Source organism: Pseudomonas sp. CFBP 5748 (genome assembly GCF_053850495.1).
This window is the reverse complement of the sequence record NZ_JBSPTN010000013.1, coordinates 132,438-150,998: the sequence shown is the minus strand read 5'-3', so window position 1 is coordinate 150,998 and position 18,561 is coordinate 132,438. Positions and strand designations below refer to the sequence as shown.

General features: G+C 61.8%; 19 protein-coding genes. 8 read left to right on the top strand and 11 right to left on the bottom strand.

The genetic code is table 11. The annotated features are described in order from the left end of the window. Window positions 1-3: 3 nt before the first annotated feature. Genes ACWNZ1_RS24685 through ACWNZ1_RS24675 form a run of 3 tightly spaced genes read right to left on the bottom strand, consistent with a single transcriptional unit; the run spans window position 4 to window position 2,838 of the window. Window positions 4-810 (bottom strand): putative hydro-lyase, encoded by an 807-nt coding sequence (locus ACWNZ1_RS24685; RefSeq protein WP_135847296.1) that lies wholly within the window; start codon window positions 808-810, stop codon window positions 4-6. Further along, complete coding sequence (locus ACWNZ1_RS24680) at window positions 807-1,577, bottom strand: LamB/YcsF family protein (protein WP_135847295.1); 771 nt, start codon at window positions 1,575-1,577, stop codon at window positions 807-809. The genes ACWNZ1_RS24685 and ACWNZ1_RS24680 overlap by 4 nt, the downstream gene beginning before the upstream one ends. A gap of 28 nt (window positions 1,578-1,605) precedes the next feature. Continuing rightward, a complete protein-coding gene (locus ACWNZ1_RS24675; RefSeq protein WP_256454435.1) occupies window positions 1,606-2,838 on the bottom strand; it encodes an NRAMP family divalent metal transporter in 1,233 nt (410 codons plus the stop codon). 272 nt (window positions 2,839-3,110) lie between these two features. Between ACWNZ1_RS24675 and ACWNZ1_RS24670 the strand changes: the two genes are divergently transcribed. From ACWNZ1_RS24670 to ACWNZ1_RS24655, 4 genes are all read left to right on the top strand, one after another. After that, window positions 3,111-3,776: a GntR family transcriptional regulator gene (locus ACWNZ1_RS24670; RefSeq protein ID WP_456027932.1), complete on the top strand. Its 666-nt coding sequence runs from the start codon at window positions 3,111-3,113 to the stop codon at window positions 3,774-3,776. Between the two features lie 253 nt (window positions 3,777-4,029). Beyond that, entirely contained in the window at window positions 4,030-4,599 is a 570-nt protein-coding gene (locus tag ACWNZ1_RS24665; RefSeq protein WP_135847293.1) for a GNAT family N-acetyltransferase, read from the top strand. Between the two features lie 104 nt (window positions 4,600-4,703). Further along, window positions 4,704-5,573: an acyl-CoA thioesterase II gene (gene tesB / locus ACWNZ1_RS24660; protein WP_135847292.1), complete on the top strand. Its 870-nt coding sequence runs from the start codon at window positions 4,704-4,706 to the stop codon at window positions 5,571-5,573. Continuing rightward, complete coding sequence (locus ACWNZ1_RS24655) at window positions 5,570-6,163, top strand: HAD family hydrolase (protein WP_135847291.1); 594 nt, start codon at window positions 5,570-5,572, stop codon at window positions 6,161-6,163. Before tesB ends, ACWNZ1_RS24655 begins: the two co-directional genes overlap by 4 nt. 70 nt (window positions 6,164-6,233) lie before the next feature. On the opposite strand, the gene ACWNZ1_RS24650 is transcribed toward ACWNZ1_RS24655, so the two are convergent. After that, window positions 6,234-7,181, bottom strand: a complete 948-nt coding sequence (locus ACWNZ1_RS24650; RefSeq protein ID WP_135847290.1) for an alpha/beta fold hydrolase — start codon at window positions 7,179-7,181, stop codon at window positions 6,234-6,236. Beyond that, the gene (gene ypfJ, locus ACWNZ1_RS24645) at window positions 7,182-8,066 is read right to left on the bottom strand and encodes a KPN_02809 family neutral zinc metallopeptidase (RefSeq protein ID WP_135847289.1); all 885 of its coding nucleotides are present in this window, start codon (window positions 8,064-8,066) and stop codon (window positions 7,182-7,184) included. Window positions 8,067-8,274: 208 nt separating this feature from the next. On the opposite strand from ypfJ, the gene ACWNZ1_RS24640 reads away from it, so the two are divergent. Both ACWNZ1_RS24640 and ACWNZ1_RS24635 read left to right on the top strand, forming a co-directional pair. Continuing rightward, entirely contained in the window at window positions 8,275-9,054 is a 780-nt protein-coding gene (locus tag ACWNZ1_RS24640; protein WP_135847288.1) for an IclR family transcriptional regulator, read from the top strand. A gap of 54 nt (window positions 9,055-9,108) precedes the next feature. Next, complete coding sequence (locus tag ACWNZ1_RS24635; protein WP_135847287.1) at window positions 9,109-9,987, top strand: DMT family transporter; 879 nt, start codon at window positions 9,109-9,111, stop codon at window positions 9,985-9,987. Between the two features lie 123 nt (window positions 9,988-10,110). On the opposite strand, the gene ACWNZ1_RS24630 is transcribed toward ACWNZ1_RS24635, so the two are convergent. Together ACWNZ1_RS24630 and ACWNZ1_RS24625 are read right to left on the bottom strand one after the other, a co-directional pair. Continuing rightward, a complete protein-coding gene (locus ACWNZ1_RS24630) occupies window positions 10,111-11,448 on the bottom strand; it encodes an MFS transporter (RefSeq protein WP_135847286.1) in 1,338 nt (445 codons plus the stop codon). Then, window positions 11,445-11,579: a hypothetical protein gene (locus tag ACWNZ1_RS24625; protein ID WP_265072400.1), complete on the bottom strand. Its 135-nt coding sequence runs from the start codon at window positions 11,577-11,579 to the stop codon at window positions 11,445-11,447. Before ACWNZ1_RS24625 ends, ACWNZ1_RS24630 begins: the two co-directional genes overlap by 4 nt. Before the next feature lie 139 nt (window positions 11,580-11,718). Between ACWNZ1_RS24625 and quiC the strand changes: the two genes are divergently transcribed. After that, a complete protein-coding gene (gene quiC, locus ACWNZ1_RS24620) occupies window positions 11,719-13,620 on the top strand; it encodes a 3-dehydroshikimate dehydratase QuiC (RefSeq protein ID WP_456027931.1) in 1,902 nt (633 codons plus the stop codon). Between the two features lie 103 nt (window positions 13,621-13,723). Beyond that, on the top strand, window positions 13,724-14,401 hold the full coding sequence (locus ACWNZ1_RS24615; protein ID WP_135847284.1) for a TetR/AcrR family transcriptional regulator: 678 nt from the start codon (window positions 13,724-13,726) through the stop codon (window positions 14,399-14,401). A gap of 108 nt (window positions 14,402-14,509) precedes the next feature. On the opposite strand, the gene ACWNZ1_RS24610 is transcribed toward ACWNZ1_RS24615, so the two are convergent. The 4 genes from ACWNZ1_RS24610 to ACWNZ1_RS24595 all read right to left on the bottom strand — a co-directional run bounded on the left by ACWNZ1_RS24610 (window position 14,510) and on the right by ACWNZ1_RS24595 (window position 18,468). Continuing rightward, complete coding sequence (locus ACWNZ1_RS24610; RefSeq protein ID WP_135847283.1) at window positions 14,510-15,361, bottom strand: shikimate dehydrogenase; 852 nt, start codon at window positions 15,359-15,361, stop codon at window positions 14,510-14,512. Between the two features lie 5 nt (window positions 15,362-15,366). Then, entirely contained in the window at window positions 15,367-15,807 is a 441-nt protein-coding gene (gene aroQ / locus ACWNZ1_RS24605; protein WP_122565092.1) for a type II 3-dehydroquinate dehydratase, read from the bottom strand. 289 nt (window positions 15,808-16,096) lie between these two features. Continuing rightward, window positions 16,097-17,176, bottom strand: coding sequence for a tRNA (uridine(54)-C5)-methyltransferase TrmA (gene trmA / locus ACWNZ1_RS24600; RefSeq protein ID WP_135847282.1), 1,080 nt, complete (start codon window positions 17,174-17,176; stop codon window positions 16,097-16,099). Next, window positions 17,173-18,468, bottom strand: coding sequence for an NCS2 family permease (locus tag ACWNZ1_RS24595; RefSeq protein WP_135847281.1), 1,296 nt, complete (start codon window positions 18,466-18,468; stop codon window positions 17,173-17,175). Before ACWNZ1_RS24595 ends, trmA begins: the two co-directional genes overlap by 4 nt. Between the last annotated feature and the right edge of the window lie 93 nt (window positions 18,469-18,561).

Below are 18,561 nucleotides of genomic sequence, written 5' to 3'. Positions count from 1 at the left end.
CTCCTAGACGTGATAGGTGCTGTCAGGCACATCGGTGATGAACATATGGCCGGGCGCATGGGTAATGGCGAAGGGCACGCCCGAGGCCACGACCGCTGCCTGGGGCGTTACACCGCAGGCCCAGAACACCGGGATCTCACCGGGTTCGATGCGCACGGCGTCGCCGAAGTCGGGTCGACTCAAGTCCTGGATCCCGAGCAGCGCGGGTTCGCCGATGTGCACCGGGGCGCCATGGACTGAGGGATAGCGTCCGGAGATAGTGCTCGCCTCTGCCACGCGATCGGCGGGGATCGGTCGCATCGATACCACCATTTCACCCTGTAGACGTCCCGCCGGACGGCAGGCACGGTTGGTCCGGTACATCGGTACGTTGCAGCCATCCGTGATATGCCGCACTTCGATGCCGGCCTCTTGCAGGGCCGTTTCAAAGGTAAAGCTGCAGCCAATCAGAAAGGCCACCATGTCGTCGTGTTCGGCCCAGGCCTGAGTGGCGTCGCTGACTTCCTCCACCAGTTTCCCGTCACGCCAGATGCGGTACAGGGGTATATCGGTGCGCAGGTCGGCCCATTCAGCCAGCAGCGTACTTGGGCTGCCGGCGTCGCTGACGTCAAGGATCGGGCAGGCTTTTGGATTGCGCTGGGCATACAGTAGAAAATCGTATGCCCAGGCGCGCGGCAAGGCGATCAGGTTGGCCTGGGTCATGCCCGGCGCGACACCCGCGGTGGGGGTGACCAGGCCGCCACGGTAGGCGGCGCGTGCTTCGCGGGCAGCGGCGATGGCCGCCTGGCGGGCGAGATCAAGGGCGTTCATGGGCGTCCTCCGGCAAAGGGCTGCAAGGACATGTTGGCCTGTTCCAGCACGCGGCGCAGCTCGCGGGCCATTTCCACCGCTGCGGGGCTGTCGCCATGGACACAGATCGAGTCGGCCTGGATTTTGGTCAGGCTGCCATCGATCGCTTCGAGGCAGCCGTCTTCAACGAGGCGCAGCATGCGTTGGGCGACGAGCTTGGGATCGTGCAGCACCGCACCTGGTTCGCGGCGAGAGACGAGGGTGCCCTGTGGCGTATAGGCCCGGTCAGCGAACGCTTCGGCGATACACTGCAAACCCTCGTTACGGGCCAGTTCAATCAGGCTTGAGCCGGCCAGGGCAACCAATATGAGGTTGGAGTCGATCGCGCGGATGGCTTCGATCACGGCCAGCGCCTGACGGCGATCGTGAGCAATGGTGTTGTACAAGGCGCCATGGGGCTTCACATAGCGCACGCAGGTGCCGGCGGCCTTGGCCAGGCCTTGTAGCGCGCCGATCTGGTAGATCACGTCGGCAGTCAGCTCATCGCTGGCCACGTCCATGTTTCGGCGGCCAAAGCCCACTTTGTCCGGGTAAGCGACATGGGCGCCAATGGTGACATTTTTTGCCGCCGCCGCTTTCAGTGTCCGCAGGATGCCGGCGGGGTCACCGGCGTGAAAACCACAGGCGACATTGGCGCTGGTCACGACATCGAGCATCGCGGCATCGTCGCCCATGTGCCAGGCGCCAAAGCTTTCGCCCAGGTCGCTGTTGATATCTATGGTTGGCATTCACGTGACTCCTTGTTCGTTATCGGGCTCAGGCAACGTTGAGGAAGGCGAAGATCGGCCCAACGGATTTGATTGCCATGTACCAGGTCAGCAGGCAGGTCAGGACGCCCAGTACCAGCAGCCAACGTGGGTAATGGTAACCGCCCATGAGGTCGGACCGGCGCCAGCCGACGTAGATAAAGATGCTCAGGCCGATTGGCAGTATCAGGCCGTTGAAACCGCCCGCGAAGAGCAGCAGTGCGGCAGGAGCAGTCCCCATCAGGACAAAGATCAGCAGCGATAGGGTGATGAATACGGTGGTGGCGCGGTTGCGACCCTGCTCAGTGATGTCCGGCTTGAACACGGTGATAAAGGAAATGGAGGTGTAAGCGGCGCCGATCACGCTGGTGATACTGGCGGCCCAGAGGATGAGACCGAAGACGCGCAGGCCGAACTGTCCGGCTGCTGCCTGGAAGGCTTGTGCGGCCGGGTTGGCGCCCTGGCCCGAGGTGTCGATGACTACGCCGCTGGCAACAACGCCGAGGATGGCGAGAAACAGGATGTAGCGCATGAGGCCGGTGACCAGGATGCCGCCCAGGGCTGCTTTGGTCACTGCCTGGAGATTTTCTACCCCGGTAGTACCGCGGTCCAACAGTTTGTGAGCCCCCGCATAGGTGATGTAACCACCGACCGTGCCGCCGACAATGGTCGTAATGGTGGCGAAATTGATCTGGTCCGGAAGTATGGTCTGGTAGAGGGCTTCACCCAGTGGCGGGTTAGAGGCAAAGGCCACGAACAGCGTCAGGCCAATCATCACCAGACCCAGCACGACAATCAGCCGGTCCACGGCCAATCCGGCGCGGTGGGAGAGGAAGATGCCGATGGCCAGCAGGGCGCTGAGACCGCCGCCCCATTTTGCATCAAGCCCCATCAGCGCATTCAGGCCCAGCCCGGCACCGGCGATGTTGCCAACGTTGAACACCAGCCCGCCGAAAATCACCAGCACCGCCAGCAGGTAACCACTGCCTGGAATCGCGTTGTTGGCCACGTCTGCGGCGCGCATTCGGGTCAGGGTGACGATACGCCAGACGTTAAGTTGAACCACGAAGTCGATCAGAATCGACGCCAGGATACCGAACGCAAATGCCGCACCCATCTTGGCCGTGAACGTGGCGGTCTGGGTGATGAAGCCAGGGCCGATGGCGGACGTTGCCATCATGAAAATTGCTGCGATCAGGGAAGCGCGTCGCGTCTTTGTAAAATCTTGAGCGGTCTGTGTCACGGCTGTCTGTGTCACGGCATCAATTCCTACGGTGGGAGATATTTTTTTATTGAGCAACGAGCGTGCCAGGACTCAAACATCGGCCTAAAAGTGTTGATCTATAGCGCTTGGATTGTTCAACAATCAATTTGATGTGAGGCTACAATTTGCACCAAATTGTAACCTTGTCACTCGTGGGTGTTACTTAATGATGCAGGCGACACCCGTGCTCCTTGCCATGGGCGGGGCTCTCAGGGAACATCAAAGTGACTTTCTCTTATTCTGGATTGCACATGAACGACGTTTCACCTTCCCTCCCTCGCTCGCTGGGAGAATCCATTACCCAGGAGATCCGCAGAATGCTGGTCGAAGGTGAGTTGGTTCCGGGCCAGCGGCTGTCCGAAGCGGCCCTGGCCGAAAACCTGCGGATTTCACGCAACACCTTGCGGGAAGCGTTCAGGGTCCTCACGCGGGAGGGGTTGCTCAAGCATGAACCCAATCGAGGGGTGACCGTGGCAGAGCCGGATATGGCGTCGATCATTGACATCTATCGTGTGCGCCGTTTTATCGAATGCAAGGCCATTGCCCAGGGCTATCCACTGCACCCGGGAGCACTGCATATGCGCGAAGCGGTGGAAGCGGGCATGCGAGCGCGTGAGGCCAAGGATTGGATCGCAGTCGGTACCGCTAACATGATGTTCCACAAGGCTATCGTCGAGCTCGCCGACAGCCCGCGCCTAGTGGTGTTCTACGGGCAGATATCTGCCGAGCTGCGGTTGGCCTTCGGCCTGCTCAATGATCCCGAGTTCCTGCATATGCCCTATGTCGACATGAACGTTTCAATCCTGCGCTGTATCGAAGAAGGGCGACCCGAGGCAGCCACCCAGATGCTCGAAGCCTATCTGGTGCAATCGGAGCGCACCGTTCTGGCAGCCTACGAACGCTGCATGAACCGATAGCGCAGAAGCAAAGCCACATCTATCGATTTTTCCGCTCGGGCACACACCCACCTTATAGTTTCGGGTATCGATTGGTGATTTCCCGGGGCGGCCGTGTGGCACTGGGCACGCCAAGTCGCCGTTGGTCTTCGCGAGCCAACTCAGCGCCCTTGTAACGTTCGATATGAGCGCGGTCGTGGGCCAGGTTTTCAGCGGTGATTGAGTGACGGATCTTGCCTGCGATGTAGACTCAGGGGCATGGAGGAGAGTGAAGATGGAGCCGATACTGGAACTGGAAAGCGCACGGCTGATATTACGGCAGTGGCGCGATGCTGACTTGCCGGAGTTTGCGGCCATGTCGACCGATCCGCAGGTGATGCGTTATTTCCCGGCGCCCCTGAGCCGGCTGGAAAGCGCCGCCTTGATCGGCCGTGTGCGTGGGCATTTTGCCGAACATGGTTTTGGCTTGTGGGCATTGGAACGCAAGGACACTGGGGCCTTCATTGGTTTTACCGGGCTGGGCGTGGTCGGATTCGACGCACCTTTCACGCCGGCCATCGAGATCGGCTGGCGCCTGGCCCGGGAGCACTGGGGCCTGGGGTATGCCAGCGAAGCGGCGTGGACGGCACTGCGGTGTGCCTTCGACCAGTTATTACTGGACGAAGTGGTGGCGTTTACCGCTGTGGATAACCTGCCGTCGCAAAAGGTCATGCAGGCCATCGGCATGCACCACGATCCGGCTGACGACTTCGAACACCCAAAGCTCGCGGTCGATCATCCATTGCGTCACCATGTGCTCTATCGCATCAACCGTGAACAGTGGCTACAGACCCTGCACGGTTAGCCGACACGGACGTTTACAATGCCTGCCACAATGGCCCGGGCCAACAATCGATCCACCGCCGCAGCACAGACTGCGCGGTGTTGCGCTGTGTGAGGAAAGTCTGAATGAGCCACGTGTTGGAAGATCTGGTCGACCTGCTGACCCTGGAACCGATCGAAGAGAACCTGTTTCGCGGTCGTAGCCAGGACTTGGGGTTCCGCCAGTTGTTCGGCGGCCAGGTGCTCGGCCAGTCACTGTCGGCGGCCAGCCAGACCGTGGAGCCGGCCCGTCATGTGCACTCGATGCACGGTTATTTCCTGCGTCCGGGCGACGCGGCGTTGCCGGTGGTCTACCAGGTGGACCGGGTGCGTGACGGCGGCAGCTTTAGCACCCGACGAGTGACGGCGATCCAGAAGGGCAACCCGATTTTTACCTGCAGCGCGTCGTTCCAGTACGACGAAGAAGGCTTTGAGCACCAGAGCAGCATGCCGCAGGTCGTCGGGCCGGAGAACCTGCCCTCCGAGCTGGAGCTGACCCAGCAGCGCGCGCACCTGCTGCCCGAGCACATGCGTGAAAAACTGCTGTGCCCCAAGCCGATCGAGGTGCGCCCGGTCACCGAAAAAGACCCTTACAACCCGCAGCCGGCCGATCCGATCAAATACGTGTGGTTCCGCGCCGATGGCGCCCTGGCGGATTCGCCGGCCTTGCACAAATACCTGCTGGCCTACGCGTCGGATTTCGGCCTGTTGACCACCTCGATGTTGCCCCACGGTAAATCGGTGTGGCAGAAGGATATGCAGGTTGCCAGCCTCGACCACGCCTTGTGGTTCCACGCCGACCTGCGCGCCGATGACTGGCTGCTCTACGCCATGGACAGCCCGTGGGCCGGCAATTCCCGGGGGTTCTCCCGGGGCAGCGTGTTCAACCGCGCCGGGCAACTGGTGGCATCGGTGACCCAGGAAGGCCTGATCCGCCATCGCAAGGACTGGGCATGAGCCTGGCCGACGTCCGGCACTGGGTATTCGACATGGACGGCACGCTGACCATCGCCGTGCATGATTTCGCGGCGATCCGCGTGGCCCTGGCGATCCCGGCCGAAGATGACATCCTCACCCATCTGGCGGCGTTGCCGGCTGATGACGCTGCGGCCAAGCATGCCTGGCTGCTGGAACACGAGCGGGACCTGGCGCTGGGCTCCAGGCCTGCCCCGGGGGCGGTGGAGTTGGTGCGCGAACTGGCGTCGCGTGGTGTTCGCCTGGGTATCCTGACCCGCAACGCCCGCGAGCTGGCCCACGTGACTCTCGAAGCCATCGGCCTGGCGGACTGTTTCGCCGTGGAAGATGTGCTGGGCCGCGACGAAGCACCGCCCAAGCCTCATCCCGGTGGTTTGTTGAAGCTGGCCGAGGCCTGGGGCGTGGCGCCTGAAGCGATGGTGATGGTCGGTGACTATCGTTTTGACCTGGACTGCGGTCGGGCGGCGGGCGCGCGGACGGTGTTGGTGAATCTGCCGGACAATCCGTGGCCGGAGCTGACGGATTGGCATGCGCGCGATTGTTCGGAGTTGCGGCGGATGCTGTTGGCTTGAGAGTTGTGTTGACTGGCTAATCGCTTTCGCGGGCTTGCTCGCGAAAGGGCCTTCCCAGTCGACACAAGGCTTACTGACTAAACAACACCTTCAACCCCTCAGGCGAAGTCAACATTCCATCCCCGTTATGCCCCACCCCCGGCACTTCGATCAACCGCTGGTTCAACCCCTCAGGGTGACGGCGGGTCAGGTAGTCGAAGAAGAACTGCCCACGCAGTAACCGATACGGCCCTTGGGTCTGCGCCTCACAACCTTTATCCAGCGCCGGATGCTCCGGGTCGATGTCCTGTTGCCCGAGCAAATAGACAATGTCGCGCTTGATGTAGGCGTCTTCCAGTTGCGCGGGTGTTTGCCCTGCCGCATAGGCCGGCAGGTTCTGCAGGCCGTACTTCCAATTATTGAAGCCGGGGCAACTGGCAGGGGCGAAGGCCATGGGCCGTTGTGCATCGAAGTAGGCATAGGACGACGGGTTGGCGATGACAAAGCGCGGGTTGATCCGGTATTGGCCGTGGGCGAGCAGGGCATAGCGCTGCACAACCTGGGCACCGCCGGAATGGCCGGCGATGACGATCGCCTGTACTTCGGGAAACTGCTGTTGGTCACTGACCCGCGCAACGATGTCGTCGAGTACCTGAAAGGAACTGACCGGGTTCGGCCCTGTGGATAAGCCGCCGGCCATCCACTCGTTGCCTCGCCAGCGCAGCAGGTCGTTGGGCAATTGATGGCGCGCCACGTCCTGCTCGTTGAGAAACTGCGGGGCGATGATCAGGGTCGTGGCCAGTTGTCCGGCCTGCTCGGCCGCTTTTTCGGCGCTGTGCAGGTAGGTGTCGGCATTGCGCCGTCGACCATGGAGGATAATCAGCACGCGCTGGATCGACGCCGGGGGCGGGCTCACGCCGACGGCCATGGCGCCGCCCTTGAACTGCAGGCGCCCCTGGGCGACTACGTTCACGCCATGTTCGTCCGCCTGGGCAACGGTGCAGCACAGCACCAGCCCGATCAACATACCCCACTTCATCTACAGGGTTTTTGCCGCAAACGTGTCGCATTGGCTGACCTGGCCCTGGGCGAAGCCAGTCTTGAACCAGCGTACCCGCTGCGCCGAGGTGCCATGGGTAAACGAGTCCGGCACCACGCGGCCCTGGCCTTGTTGCTGCAAACGGTCATCGCCGATGGCATTGGCGGCGTTCAGGGCTTCTTCAATATCTCCCGGTTCCAGCCAGTTCAGGCGTTTTTGCGCGTGGTTGGCCCACACGCCGGCCAGGCAGTCGGCCTGCAACTCCTGGCGGACCAGCAAGCCACCGTCGCCTTCCATCTGCCGGCCTTGTTGGCGAGCCTCCTGGATTTTCGCCGACACGCCGAGCAGGGTCTGCACATGGTGGCCGACTTCGTGGGCAATGACGTAGGCCTGGGCGAAGTCGCCGGCGGCCGAAAAGCGTTGGGACATCTCCTTGAAGAAGCTCATGTCCAGGTAGACCTGGCGATCGGCCGGGCAATAGAACGGGCCGGTCGCCGAAGAGGCGAGGCCACAGGCCGAGTTGACCCGGCCGCTGAACAGCACCAGTTTCGGCTGCTGGTACTGGCGCCCGGCTTGCTGGAAGACCTGGCCCCAGGTGTCCTCGGTATCGCCGAGGATCGAACGGACGAATTCGGCCTGCTCGTCATTGGCCGGTGGCGCCTGGCGGGTTTGTGACGTGGCGGGCGCGGACTGGTCCATCTGCCCGGCCAGTTGCCCGAGAATCTGCATCGGGTCCTGACCGGTGATCCAACCGATGCCGACGATGAGGATAATGGCCGTCAGGCTCAAGCCCTTGCCACCGCCAAAGCGCATCCCGCCGCCGCCCCCACCGTCACCGCGGGCGTCCACCACGTTGTCACTGCGGCGACCTTTTTTCCATAACATGGGGGAAGTCCTCTGATTGACCGGTTGCTGAGTAGTGCTGTTGTGGGGTGAGTCTAGCTTTTTGGGGGCTCAAGGTGCGCGCCATGCTTGAGCTTTCAGGCAATCGCCGCGGGTTTTGGTTCATCGGGGCATGAAAGGTATCTGGTTCCAGAATTTGCATTACACTTAGCATATTTTAGAATCGACTAACCTCTCATCTGGATTTCCCATGGCCGGCAGTCAAATCGAACGGGTCTTCAACGTGCTGGAAAGCCTGGCCAGCGATCCCCATGGCTGGCCGCTCCAAGGGCTGGCCGAACAGTTGCAGATCCCCAAGAGCGCCACCCACCGCCTGCTCGCCGAACTCATGCGCCTGGGCTATGTGCGCCAGAACCCGGAGAACCTGCGCTATCACCTGTCGACCCGTCTGGTCGCCATGGGCTTTCGCTACCTGTCGCGCAGTGGCGCGGACATCGTGCAGCCGGTGCTTGATCGCCTGGCCCGGGACACTGGCGAACTGGTGCGCCTGGGCGTCATCGAGGGCGATTGCCAGACCTGGATCGCCAAGTCCCAGGGCGCCCGCTCCGGTTTGCGCTACGACCCGGACATGGGCCGCGAGGCGCCGTTGTTCTATACCGCGTCGGGCCATGCCTGGCTGGCGTGCATGAGCGACGCCGAGGCGTTGGCCCTGGTGGAGCGGCAGGTGAACCAGGTGCCAACGCAGGAACTGGGGCCGAACGCGCCACGCAATACGGATGAATTGCTCGAGTACCTGCGACGGGCCCGCGAGCAAGGCTATGCCTGTGTCGAGCAAAGCTCGGCGGTCGGCACCTCGGCCATTGCCGCCGTGGTGCGACATCCGCTGGATGGCCGGGTCGTCGGCGTGCTCAGCGTTGCCGGGCCCAGTGCGCGGATGACACGGGCGCGGCTGCAGGCGCTGGCACCGACCTTGCTGGCGTTTGCCGAGGAGTTGTCGCACGCCAGTCAGGCATCGGAGTTGTTCAGCTGAGTCTGCGCTCGCAGGTATTGGCTGTCCTTACATCACGCAACGCAGGATTTCTACATGACCGTCAGCACCCCGCTTTCCGGCGTCAATCAGGCCTTCAAGGGCATCCTGCTTATTCTCTGCGCGACGTTCCTGTTCTCCAGCCATGATGCTTTGTCGAAATATCTCTCGGGTTTCTACCCGATCATCATGGTGGTGTGGGCGCGTTATGTGGTGCATACGCTATTGATGGCGGGTATTTTCCTGCCGCGTTCAGGGCTGCGAGTGTTGCGCACCAAGCGTCCCCTATGGCAATTGGCTCGGGCCCTCTGCCTGCTGGGCACCAGCCTGTTCTTTACCACGGCCCTGATGTATATCCCGTTGGCCGAGGCGACCGCGGTCAACTTCCTGGCCCCGGTGCTGGTCACTGCGTTGTCGGTGCCGTTGCTGGGTGAGCACGTGACGCGTGGTCAATGGATCGCGGTGATCTTCGGCTTTATCGGGGTGTTGATCATCGTCCACCCCGGCGGGGATCTGTTCACGCCGGCGGTGTTGTTGCCGTTCTGTTCGGCGCTGTTTTTCTGCTTCTACCAACTGCTCACGCGCAAGCTCAGTGAGATCGACAGCCCGACCACCAGCAACTTCTTCGCCGGTCTGTGCAATACGTTGGTGATGAGCGCACTGGTGCCGTTCTTCTGGCAAGTGCCGAGTCTGTTGCATGGTGTGATGATGTTGGCGCTGGGCGCCTGCGGGATGACCGCGCACTTGATGCTGACCCAAGCCTTCCGCTTTGCCGCCCCGGCGTTGCTCGCGCCGTTCGGGTACTGCCAGATCGTGTTTGCCGGGTTGCTGGGTTGGTTGCTGTTCAATCACACGCCGACGTTGACCACGGTGTTCGGCATCGTCCTGATTTGCCTCAGTGGGTTGGCGGCGGCGTGGCAGCAGCGACGGGTGTAATCACTGGCTATACACCCCCTGTGGCGAGGGAGCTTGCTCCCGCTGGGCTGCGAAGCGGCCCTTGTGCTTTGGCGATTGCTGCGCAATCGAGCGGGAGCAAGCTCCCTCGCCACAGGTAATCAGTCAGTTCTCCAGCGTCGGCACCTTGCGCGGCGCCATGAAGTACAACCAGATCAGGGCAATGAAGTACATCGCCGGGATCAAGGTGAACAGCACGGTGTAATTGTTGTTGGTAACGGTGAGGATGTGGCCGACCAACTGGGTCATGAACATCCCGCCGATGGCCGCGCACATGCCGCCGAAGCCGAACACCGTACTCATCATGTATTTGGGCGTGTAGTCCATCACCAGGCTCCAGATATTGGCGGTCCAGGCCTGATGCGCGCCGATGGCCAGGGAAATGGCAAACACCGCCATCCACAGGTTGCTTGCGCCGGCGGCCATGATCACGCCGATGATGCAGCAGGCGAATAGCAGCATGGACACCAGTCGCGCCTTGATCGGGTTGAGGCCGCGGCCGATCAGGAACGAAGACAGGATCCCGCCGCCCACACTGCCGAAGTCAGCCGTGAGGTAGATGATGATCAGCGGGATGCCCATCTGGGTCACGTTGATGCCCAGGTTGTATTGCTGGTTCAGGAACGGCGGCAGCCAGTAAAGGTAGAACCAGAACACCGGTGCGGTGATCGAGTAGGCCAGGGCGAATGCCCAGGTGCCGCGCATGCGCAGGATCCGGGAGAAGGGCACGCGGACCTGCTCCGGTTCGTCCTGGGCCTGGATGTAATCCAGTTCCGATTGTTTGACGCTGGGATGGTCTTCCGGGTTGAAGTATTTCAGGCCCCAGAACAGCAGCCAGATCCCGCCCAGTGCGGCCATGCACAGGAACGCTGCCTGCCAGCCCCATACGTGCAGGACCAATGGCAGCAGCATCGGGGTGAACATCGCGCCGACGTTGGTCCCGGCGTTGAAAATACCGGTGGCCACGGCCCGTTCGCCCGCTGGGAACCACAGTCGCGTGGTCTTCACGCAAGCCGGGTAGTTGGCGGCTTCGGTGAGGCCGAGGATGAAACGGCAGATCATGAAGCCCACCGCCGAGGTGGCCAGGCCATGGGCGCCGGTCGCCAGGCTCCAGAGCAGCACCGCGCAGAAGAACACGCGCTTGACGCCGATCCGGTCGATCAGCCGGCCTTGCAGGATGAAACCGACGGCATAGCCGACCTGGAACCAGAAGTTGATGTTGGCGTAATCCATCGCCGTCCAGCTCATCTCCTTGGCGAGGATCGGCTGCATCACGCCCAGGGCGGCGCGGTCGATGTAGTTCAGGGTGGTGGCAAAGAACACCAGGGCGAGCATGCCCCAGCGGGTCTTGCCCACGGCCATGGCGCCACGGATCTTGTCGCCGATGCCACTGGTCGAGACACCCAGGCCGGGGGCCAGGCGGGAACTTTGGGAAGGGATCATAGCGTGTACCCGTTTTTGAAATTCTTATGGTTGGTCTGGGTCTGTCCATTGATGCCGGCGGCCAGGGCCAGCGTCAATGTGGAAGCGATGGTGCGCAGTGAGCAAAAAATCGTCAATTCGGCAATCGGCATTTTGTTCGATAATCGCCCAAAAAACTAACCAGATGGTACATATTAAATTGCTGAAAGGAACCGACAGCTCAATAATCGGCTGACTCTTTCAAAAGCGGCGCACCTTTTGTAGCCGATGCCTGTCCCGGGAGCCGACGTCATGCAGCGTTCCATTGCCACCGTATCCTTGAGCGGTACCTTGCCGGAAAAACTCGAAGCCATTGCCGCCGCCGGTTTTGACGGGGTGGAAATCTTCGAGAACGACCTTCTCTATTACGATGGCAGCCCTCGGGAAATCAGGCAGATGTGCGCTGACCTGGGCATCGCCATCACCCTGTTCCAACCGTTTCGTGATTTCGAAGGCTGCCGCCGCGATCGCCTGGCGCGCAACCTGGAGCGGGCCGAGCGCAAGTTCGACCTGATGCAGGAGCTGGGCACCGACCTGGTGTTGGTGTGCAGCAACGCCTCGGCCGACAGCGTCGGTGACGAACAGATTCTGATCGATGACCTGCGGCTGCTGGCCGAACGGGCCGGTGCGCGGGGCTTGCGCATCGGTTACGAAGCGTTGGCCTGGGGCCGGCACGTGAATACGTATCAACAGGTCTGGAACATCGTGCGTCAGGCCGATCATCCCAGCCTCGGCGTGTTGCTCGACAGCTTCCACACCTTGTCCCTCAAGGGCGATCCGAGTGCGATTGCCGAGATCCCGGGCGAGAAGATTTTCTTCGTGCAAATGGCCGACGCGCCGATCCTTGCGATGGACGTGCTGGAGTGGAGCCGGCATTTCCGTTGCTTCCCCGGGCAGGGGGAGTTCGACTTGCCGGGTTTCCTGGCGCCGATCATCAAGAGTGGCTACACCGGGCCATTGTCGCTGGAAATCTTCAACGACGGCTTCCGCGCCGCGCCGCCACGGGCCAATGCCGCCGACGGTCTGCGCTCGCTGCTGTACCTGGAAGAAAAGACCCGCCAACGCCTGGCCGAAGAAGCGCCGGCCATCAGCAATGCCGATATCCTGTTCGCTACACCGCCGGCCAGTGAATACAACGGCATCGAGTTTCTTGAGTTCGCCGTGGACGATAATCTCGGCGCCAAGTTGTCCCACTGGCTGGAGCGGCTGGGCTTCGTCAAGGCTGGTCAGCATCGCTCCAAGAACGTGAGCCTGTTGCGCCAGGGGGATATCAACCTGATCCTCAACAGTGAACCGTATTCTTTTGCCCACAGCTTTTTCGAAGCCCACGGCCCGTCGTTGTGCGCCACCGCCGTGCGGGTGAAAAGCAGCGCCAGCGCCCTGGAACGCGCGGTGGCCTACAAAGGTCAGCCCTATCGCGGGTTGGTGGGGCCCAATGAACTGGAACTGGCGGCAGTGCGCGCACCGGATGGCAGCCTGATCTACCTGGTGGACCAGCAGGCCGATGTCTATGGCACCGATTTCAACCTGCAGCCCGGTGCCGTGATTGGCGCCGGGCTCAAGCGCATCGACCATATGGCGATGGCGTTGCCGGCCGACAGCCTCGACAGCTGGGTGCTGTTCTACAAGAGCCTGCTGGATTTCGAGGCCGACGACGAAGTGGTGTTGCCTGACCCCTATGGCCTGGTAAAAAGCCGCGCCCTGCGTAGCCGCTGCAGCTCGATCCGGCTGCCGCTGAACATTTCCGAGAACCGCAACACCGCAATCTCACACGCGCTGTCGAGTTATCGCGGCTCCGGCGTGCATCATATCGCCTTCGACTGCGATGACATCTTTGCCCAGGTCAGCCGTGCCAAAGAGGCCGGTGTACCGCTGCTGGACATTCCGCTCAACTATTACGACGACCTGGCGGCACGTTTCGATTTCGACGATGAGTTTCTCAGCGAACTGGCGTACTTCAACGTGCTGTACGACCGTGACGCCCAGGGCGGCGAGTTGTTTCACGTCTACACCGAGCCGTTCGAGGGGCGGTTTTTCTTTGAGATCATTCAGCGCAAGAACGGCTACGCCGGTTACGGCGCGGCCAACGTCGCAGTGCGGCTGGCGGCCATGGCCAAGTCCCGCAGCGGTGGCTTGCGGCACGCCAAGTTGTAGAGAAATCGTAAATGCGGCGGTAATGGGCAATGCCGTGGCTTCCTTCACTGCACGGTGCGGCCCATAATCGCCAACCTGTGCAGTGATGGCCGTGAGCCCCGCAATGACTATGAATCCAGAACTTTCCGCAGCCCTCGACGAACCCGTCGTGGAGCCGCGCAAGAGTCGCAAGAACAACCCGGAGAAAACCCGGGAGAACATTCTTCAGGAAGCCATCGTCGAGTTCGTCCAGCAGGGCCTGTCCGGCGCTCGGGTCGATGCCATCGCCGAGCGCATCCACACCTCCAAACGCATGATCTACTACTACTTCGGCAGCAAGGAGCAGTTGTACGTCGAGGTGCTGGAAAAACTCTACGGGGATATCCGCAACACCGAGAGCCGCTTGCACCTGGCGGAACTGGCCCCGGTCGACGCGATCCGGCGGTTGGTGGAGTTCACCTTCGACCACCATGACCGCAATGTGGATTTCGTGCGCATCGTCTGTATCGAGAACATCCACAACGCCGAGTACGTGAAACAGTCAGGCGCGATCAAGGCGATGACCAATAACATCCTTGATTCCCTGGGCGTGATCCTGCGGCGGGGCGCCGAAGAGGGCGTGTTCCGTCCTGATCTCCAACCGCTGGACGTGCACTTGCTCATCAGTTCTTTCTGCTTTTACCGCGTGTCCAACCGCCAGACGTTCGGTGAGATCTTTCAGATCGACCTGTCGGACGAGGCCATCAAGCAGCGGCATCGCGAGATGGTGTGTGAGTCGGTGTTGCGGTACTTGCAGCCCTGACCCTGAACCCTTTGTGGGAGCGAGCTTGCTCGCGATAGCGGTTGATCAGTCAACATCGATGGTGACTGACACACCGCCATCGCGAGCAAGCTCGCTCCCACAGGTTTTTTAGTGATTCATGCTCTGGAAATGCTCCAGCATCCGCTGCGCATTCGGCGCCACGCCGCTGAACAGCTCGAAGGCCTTCACCGCCTGGAACACCGCCATGTTGCCGCCATCCAGCGTGCGGCAGCCGAGGGCACGGGCGTTGCGCAGCAGTTCGGTTTCCAGCGGGAAGTAAACGATTTCCGCAACCCACAACTCGCCCCGCAACAATTCGACCGGCACCGGCATGCCTGGCAGTTTCGCCATGCCCATGGGCGTCGTGTTCACCAAGCCATCGGCTTCGGCCATAGCGCTGGTCAAGTCATGCCCGGCCCGGGCGCGGCCGGCGCCGAAGTGTTGGTTCAGGTTATTTGCCAGGGCCTCGGCACGGCTGACCTCGACATCAAAAATACTCAGCGTCTGTACGCCTTCTGCCAGCAGCGCGTGGGCCACGGCCGCGCCAGCGCCACCGGCGCCCATCTGAACCACGCGTCGACGGGAAACATCACCCAGGCCGCGACGGAAACCTTCGGCGAACCCCAGGCAGTCGGTGTTGTGGCCGATGCGTTTGCCATTCTTCCACACCACGGTATTCACTGCGCCAATGCCCCGGGCCTCTGGTGAAAGCTCATCGAGCAACGGGATGATCGCCTGCTTGCAGGGGAAGGTGATGTTCAGACCGGTGAAGTTCATGCGCTCGGCGGCGCTCAGCAAATCGGGCAGGGCGCCGCTATCGAGTTGCAAGGCATCGAGGTCGATCAGCCGATAGAGGTAACGCATGCCCTGGGCATCGCCTTCGCGTTCATGAAGGGCTGGTGTGCGAGAGGCCTGGATGCCCGCGCCGATCAGGCCGGCGAGCACAGTGATATTCGACATGCTTATCAACCCTTCAACCGCTGACTGAAATGTTCCAGGGCCAGGCGATAACCATGGCTGCCAAACCCGCACATCACGCCGATAGCGACGGATGAGACAAAGGAATGATGGCGGAAGGTCTCGCGGGAGTGGACGTTGGACAGGTGAACTTCGATGACCGGCACTTCGCTGGCCACCAGCGCATCGCGGATCGCCACGGATGTATGAGTCCAGGCCGCCGGGTTGATGACGATACCGGCACACCGGCCACGGGCACCGTGAATCCAGTCGAGCAATTCGCCTTCCTGGTTGGTCTGGCGAAATTCCACGCCCAGGCCGAATTCTTCAGCGGCGCGGCCGCACAGCGACGAGATGTCAGCCAGGGTTTCGTGACCGTAGGTCGCCGGCTCGCGGGTGCCGAGCAGGTTCAGGTTCGGGCCGTTGAGCACCAGAACGATCGGAGGCATCGCAATTTCTCCACATTTTTATTGTTGGCGTCGGCCAGGTTTCGGCCGGTGGAGATAAATTGTACTAGATGGTTAATTTGGTCAAATAAAGCCGACGTCGCGGGCCAATAAGTGTTCGATGATCGAACACCACCTTAGACTCGGTAAGTTTTGGAGATAGAAATTGTGGCGAGGGAGCTTGCTCCCGCTGGGCTGCGCAGCAGCCCCAAGCTTTTTGCGGTTGCTGCCCCCTGGAGCGCCAGCCCGGCCGAGCGGGAGCAAGCTCCCTCGCCACAGGGGGCTGACTCTCTCAGCGCCGAGTCAGCAACACCCCGGACTCCATGTGATGGGTCCAGGGGAATTGATCGAACATCGCGCAGCGGGTGATGCGATGGGTGTCGTGCAGTTGCGCGATGTTGGCGGCGAGGGTTTGCGGGTTGCAGGAGATGTAAAGGATGTTCTCGAAGCGTCGGGTCAGCTCGCAGGTGTCCGGGTCCATGCCGGCGCGGGGCGGATCGACGAAGACACTGCCGAATTCGTAGCTCTTGAGATCGATACCGTGCAGGCGACGGAACGGGCGGACTTCGTTCAGGGCTTCGGTCAGCTCTTCGGCTGACAGACGCACCAGCGTGACGTTATCCACAGCATTCTCGCTGAGGTTGCTCAACGCAGCGTTCACCGAGGTCTTGCTGATTTCGGTGGCCAGCACTTTGCGTACGCGGGTGGCCAGGGGCAGGGTGAAGTTGCCGTTGCCGCAGTACAACTCCAGCAGATCGTCGCTGCGATCGCCCAAGGCCTCGTAGGCCCAGTTGAGCATCTTCTGGTTCACCGTGCCGTTGGGCTGGGTGAAGGCGCCTTCAGGCTGGCGGTAGCTGAAGGTGCGGCCGCCGACGTCGAGTTTCTCCACTACATAGTCATGGCCGATCACTTCGCGCTTGCCTTTGGAGCGACCAATGATGCTCACGCCCAGGTCGCTTGCCAGTTTCGAGGCCGCGGCGTGCCAGTGTTCATCCAGCGGGCGGTGATAACACAGGGTGATCATCGCATCGCCGGCCAGGGTGGTCAGGAACTCCACCTGGAACAGTTTATGACTCAGGGGCGCACTGGCCTGCCAGGCCGCCTTGAGTTGCGGCATCAATTGGTTGATGCGCAGGCTGGCGATGGGAAACGCTTCGATGAGGATCGGCGTGCGCTTGTCGTCCTGGGAGAACATCGCGTAATGCCGTTCGCCGGCCTCGCGCCACAGGCGGAATTCGGCGCGCAGGCGAAAGTGTTCCAGCGGGGAGTCAAACACCGCAGGCTCCGGAGCATCGAACGGGGCCAGCAGGTCACGCAAGCGGGTGACCTTGTCCTGGAGCTGAGCGGCGTAGGCGTGGGAATCAAAAGTCATGCGTTGAACCAACCCAACTTGATCACGAACAGAATCGACAGGATGACCAGCGCCGGGTTCAACTCACGGCCACGGCCGGACACCAGTTTGATGGCGGTCCAGGCGATGAAACCGAAGGCGATGCCGTTGGCGATGGAATAGGTGAACGGCATCGCCAGGGCAGTGATCACCACGGGGGCGGCCACGGTGATGTCGTCCCAATCGATTTCCGCCAGGCCCGAGGTCATCAGCACGGCGACGAACAGCAAGGCCGGCGCGGTGGCGAAGGGCGGGACGCTGGCGGCCAGTGGCGAGAAGAACAGCGCCAGCAGGAACAGGATCGCCACGACAATGGCGGTCAGGCCAGTACGGCCGCCGGCACTGACGCCCGCCGCCGACTCGATGTAGCTGGTGGTGGTGGAGGTGCCCAGCAGCGAACCGGCCATGGCGGCGGTGCTGTCGGCGATCAGCGCGCGGCCCATTTTCGGCATGTGGCCGTCCTTGCCCATCAGCCCGGCGCGCTTGGCGACGCCGATCAGGGTGCCGGAGTTGTCGAACAGGTCGACGAACAGAAAGGCGAAGATCACGCTCACCAGACCGATGTCCAGGGCGCCCTTGATGTCCAGTTGCAGGAACGTTGGGGCCAGGGACGGCGGCATGGAGATCACGCCGCCGAACGCTGTGAAGCCCATCAGGATCGAGACGATGGTCACCGCGAGGATGCCGATCAGCACGGCGCCACGCACTTTCAGTGCTTCGAGGGCGACGATCAGGACGAAGCCGAGGGTCGCGAGGATCGGCGCCGGTTGCTTCAAGTCGCCGAGGCCGACCATGGTCGCTGGGTTTTTCACCACGATGCCGGCGTTATTGAGGGCGATCAGCGCCAGAAACAGGCCGATACCGGCAGCAATGGCCGAGCGCAGGGGCAGCGGGATGCTGTTGATGATCCACTCGCGGATGCGAAAGATCGACAACATGAAGAACAGCACGGCGGAAATGAACACCGCGCCCAGCGCCACTTGCCAGGTATGGCCCATGTGCAGGACCACGGTGTAGGTGAAGAAGGCGTTCAGGCCCATGCCGGGCGCGAGGGCGATCGGGTAGTTGGCGATCAGCCCCATGACCGTGGAGCCGATGGCCGCTGCCAGGCAGGTGGCGACGAATACCGCGCCTTTGTCCATGCCGGTTTCGCCGAGGATGCTCGGGTTGACGAACAGGATGTAGGCCATGGCCAGGAAGGTCGTGACGCCCGCCAGGATCTCGGTCCGCACGTTGGTGTTGTGTGCCTTGAGTTGAAACAGCCTTTCCAGCATGTCTGCTCCCCGTGGCGCGCCGGGCGCCGTGAATGTATCGACCTCAACAGCAAAGCACAGGTCGCCAGCGGCGCCCGGGAATTTTCTGTGGGT

Excerpts from the sequence above, each read along its gene's own strand:
- ACWNZ1_RS24685 (WP_135847296.1), bottom strand. The coding sequence starts at position 810 with ATGAACGCCCTTGATCTCGCCCGCCAGGCGGCCATCGCCGCTGCCCGC.
- ACWNZ1_RS24680 (WP_135847295.1), bottom strand. The coding sequence starts at position 1,577 with ATGCCAACCATAGATATCAACAGCGACCTGGGCGAAAGCTTTGGCGCC.
- ACWNZ1_RS24670 (WP_456027932.1), top strand. The coding sequence starts at position 3,111 with ATGAACGACGTTTCACCTTCCCTCCCTCGCTCGCTGGGAGAATCCATT.
- ACWNZ1_RS24665 (WP_135847293.1), top strand. The coding sequence starts at position 4,030 with ATGGAGCCGATACTGGAACTGGAAAGCGCACGGCTGATATTACGGCAG.
- tesB (WP_135847292.1), top strand. The coding sequence starts at position 4,704 with ATGAGCCACGTGTTGGAAGATCTGGTCGACCTGCTGACCCTGGAACCG.
- ACWNZ1_RS24655 (WP_135847291.1), top strand. The coding sequence starts at position 5,570 with ATGAGCCTGGCCGACGTCCGGCACTGGGTATTCGACATGGACGGCACG.
- ACWNZ1_RS24650 (WP_135847290.1), bottom strand. The coding sequence starts at position 7,181 with ATGAAGTGGGGTATGTTGATCGGGCTGGTGCTGTGCTGCACCGTTGCC.
- ypfJ (WP_135847289.1), bottom strand. The coding sequence starts at position 8,066 with ATGTTATGGAAAAAAGGTCGCCGCAGTGACAACGTGGTGGACGCCCGC.
- ACWNZ1_RS24640 (WP_135847288.1), top strand. The coding sequence starts at position 8,275 with ATGGCCGGCAGTCAAATCGAACGGGTCTTCAACGTGCTGGAAAGCCTG.
- ACWNZ1_RS24635 (WP_135847287.1), top strand. The coding sequence starts at position 9,109 with ATGACCGTCAGCACCCCGCTTTCCGGCGTCAATCAGGCCTTCAAGGGC.
- ACWNZ1_RS24630 (WP_135847286.1), bottom strand. The coding sequence starts at position 11,448 with ATGATCCCTTCCCAAAGTTCCCGCCTGGCCCCCGGCCTGGGTGTCTCG.
- ACWNZ1_RS24625 (WP_265072400.1), bottom strand. The coding sequence starts at position 11,579 with ATGCCGATTGCCGAATTGACGATTTTTTGCTCACTGCGCACCATCGCT.
- quiC (WP_456027931.1), top strand. The coding sequence starts at position 11,719 with ATGCAGCGTTCCATTGCCACCGTATCCTTGAGCGGTACCTTGCCGGAA.
- ACWNZ1_RS24615 (WP_135847284.1), top strand. The coding sequence starts at position 13,724 with ATGACTATGAATCCAGAACTTTCCGCAGCCCTCGACGAACCCGTCGTG.
- ACWNZ1_RS24610 (WP_135847283.1), bottom strand. The coding sequence starts at position 15,361 with ATGTCGAATATCACTGTGCTCGCCGGCCTGATCGGCGCGGGCATCCAG.
- aroQ (WP_122565092.1), bottom strand. The coding sequence starts at position 15,807 with ATGCCTCCGATCGTTCTGGTGCTCAACGGCCCGAACCTGAACCTGCTC.
- trmA (WP_135847282.1), bottom strand. The coding sequence starts at position 17,176 with ATGACTTTTGATTCCCACGCCTACGCCGCTCAGCTCCAGGACAAGGTC.
- ACWNZ1_RS24595 (WP_135847281.1), bottom strand. The coding sequence starts at position 18,468 with ATGCTGGAAAGGCTGTTTCAACTCAAGGCACACAACACCAACGTGCGG.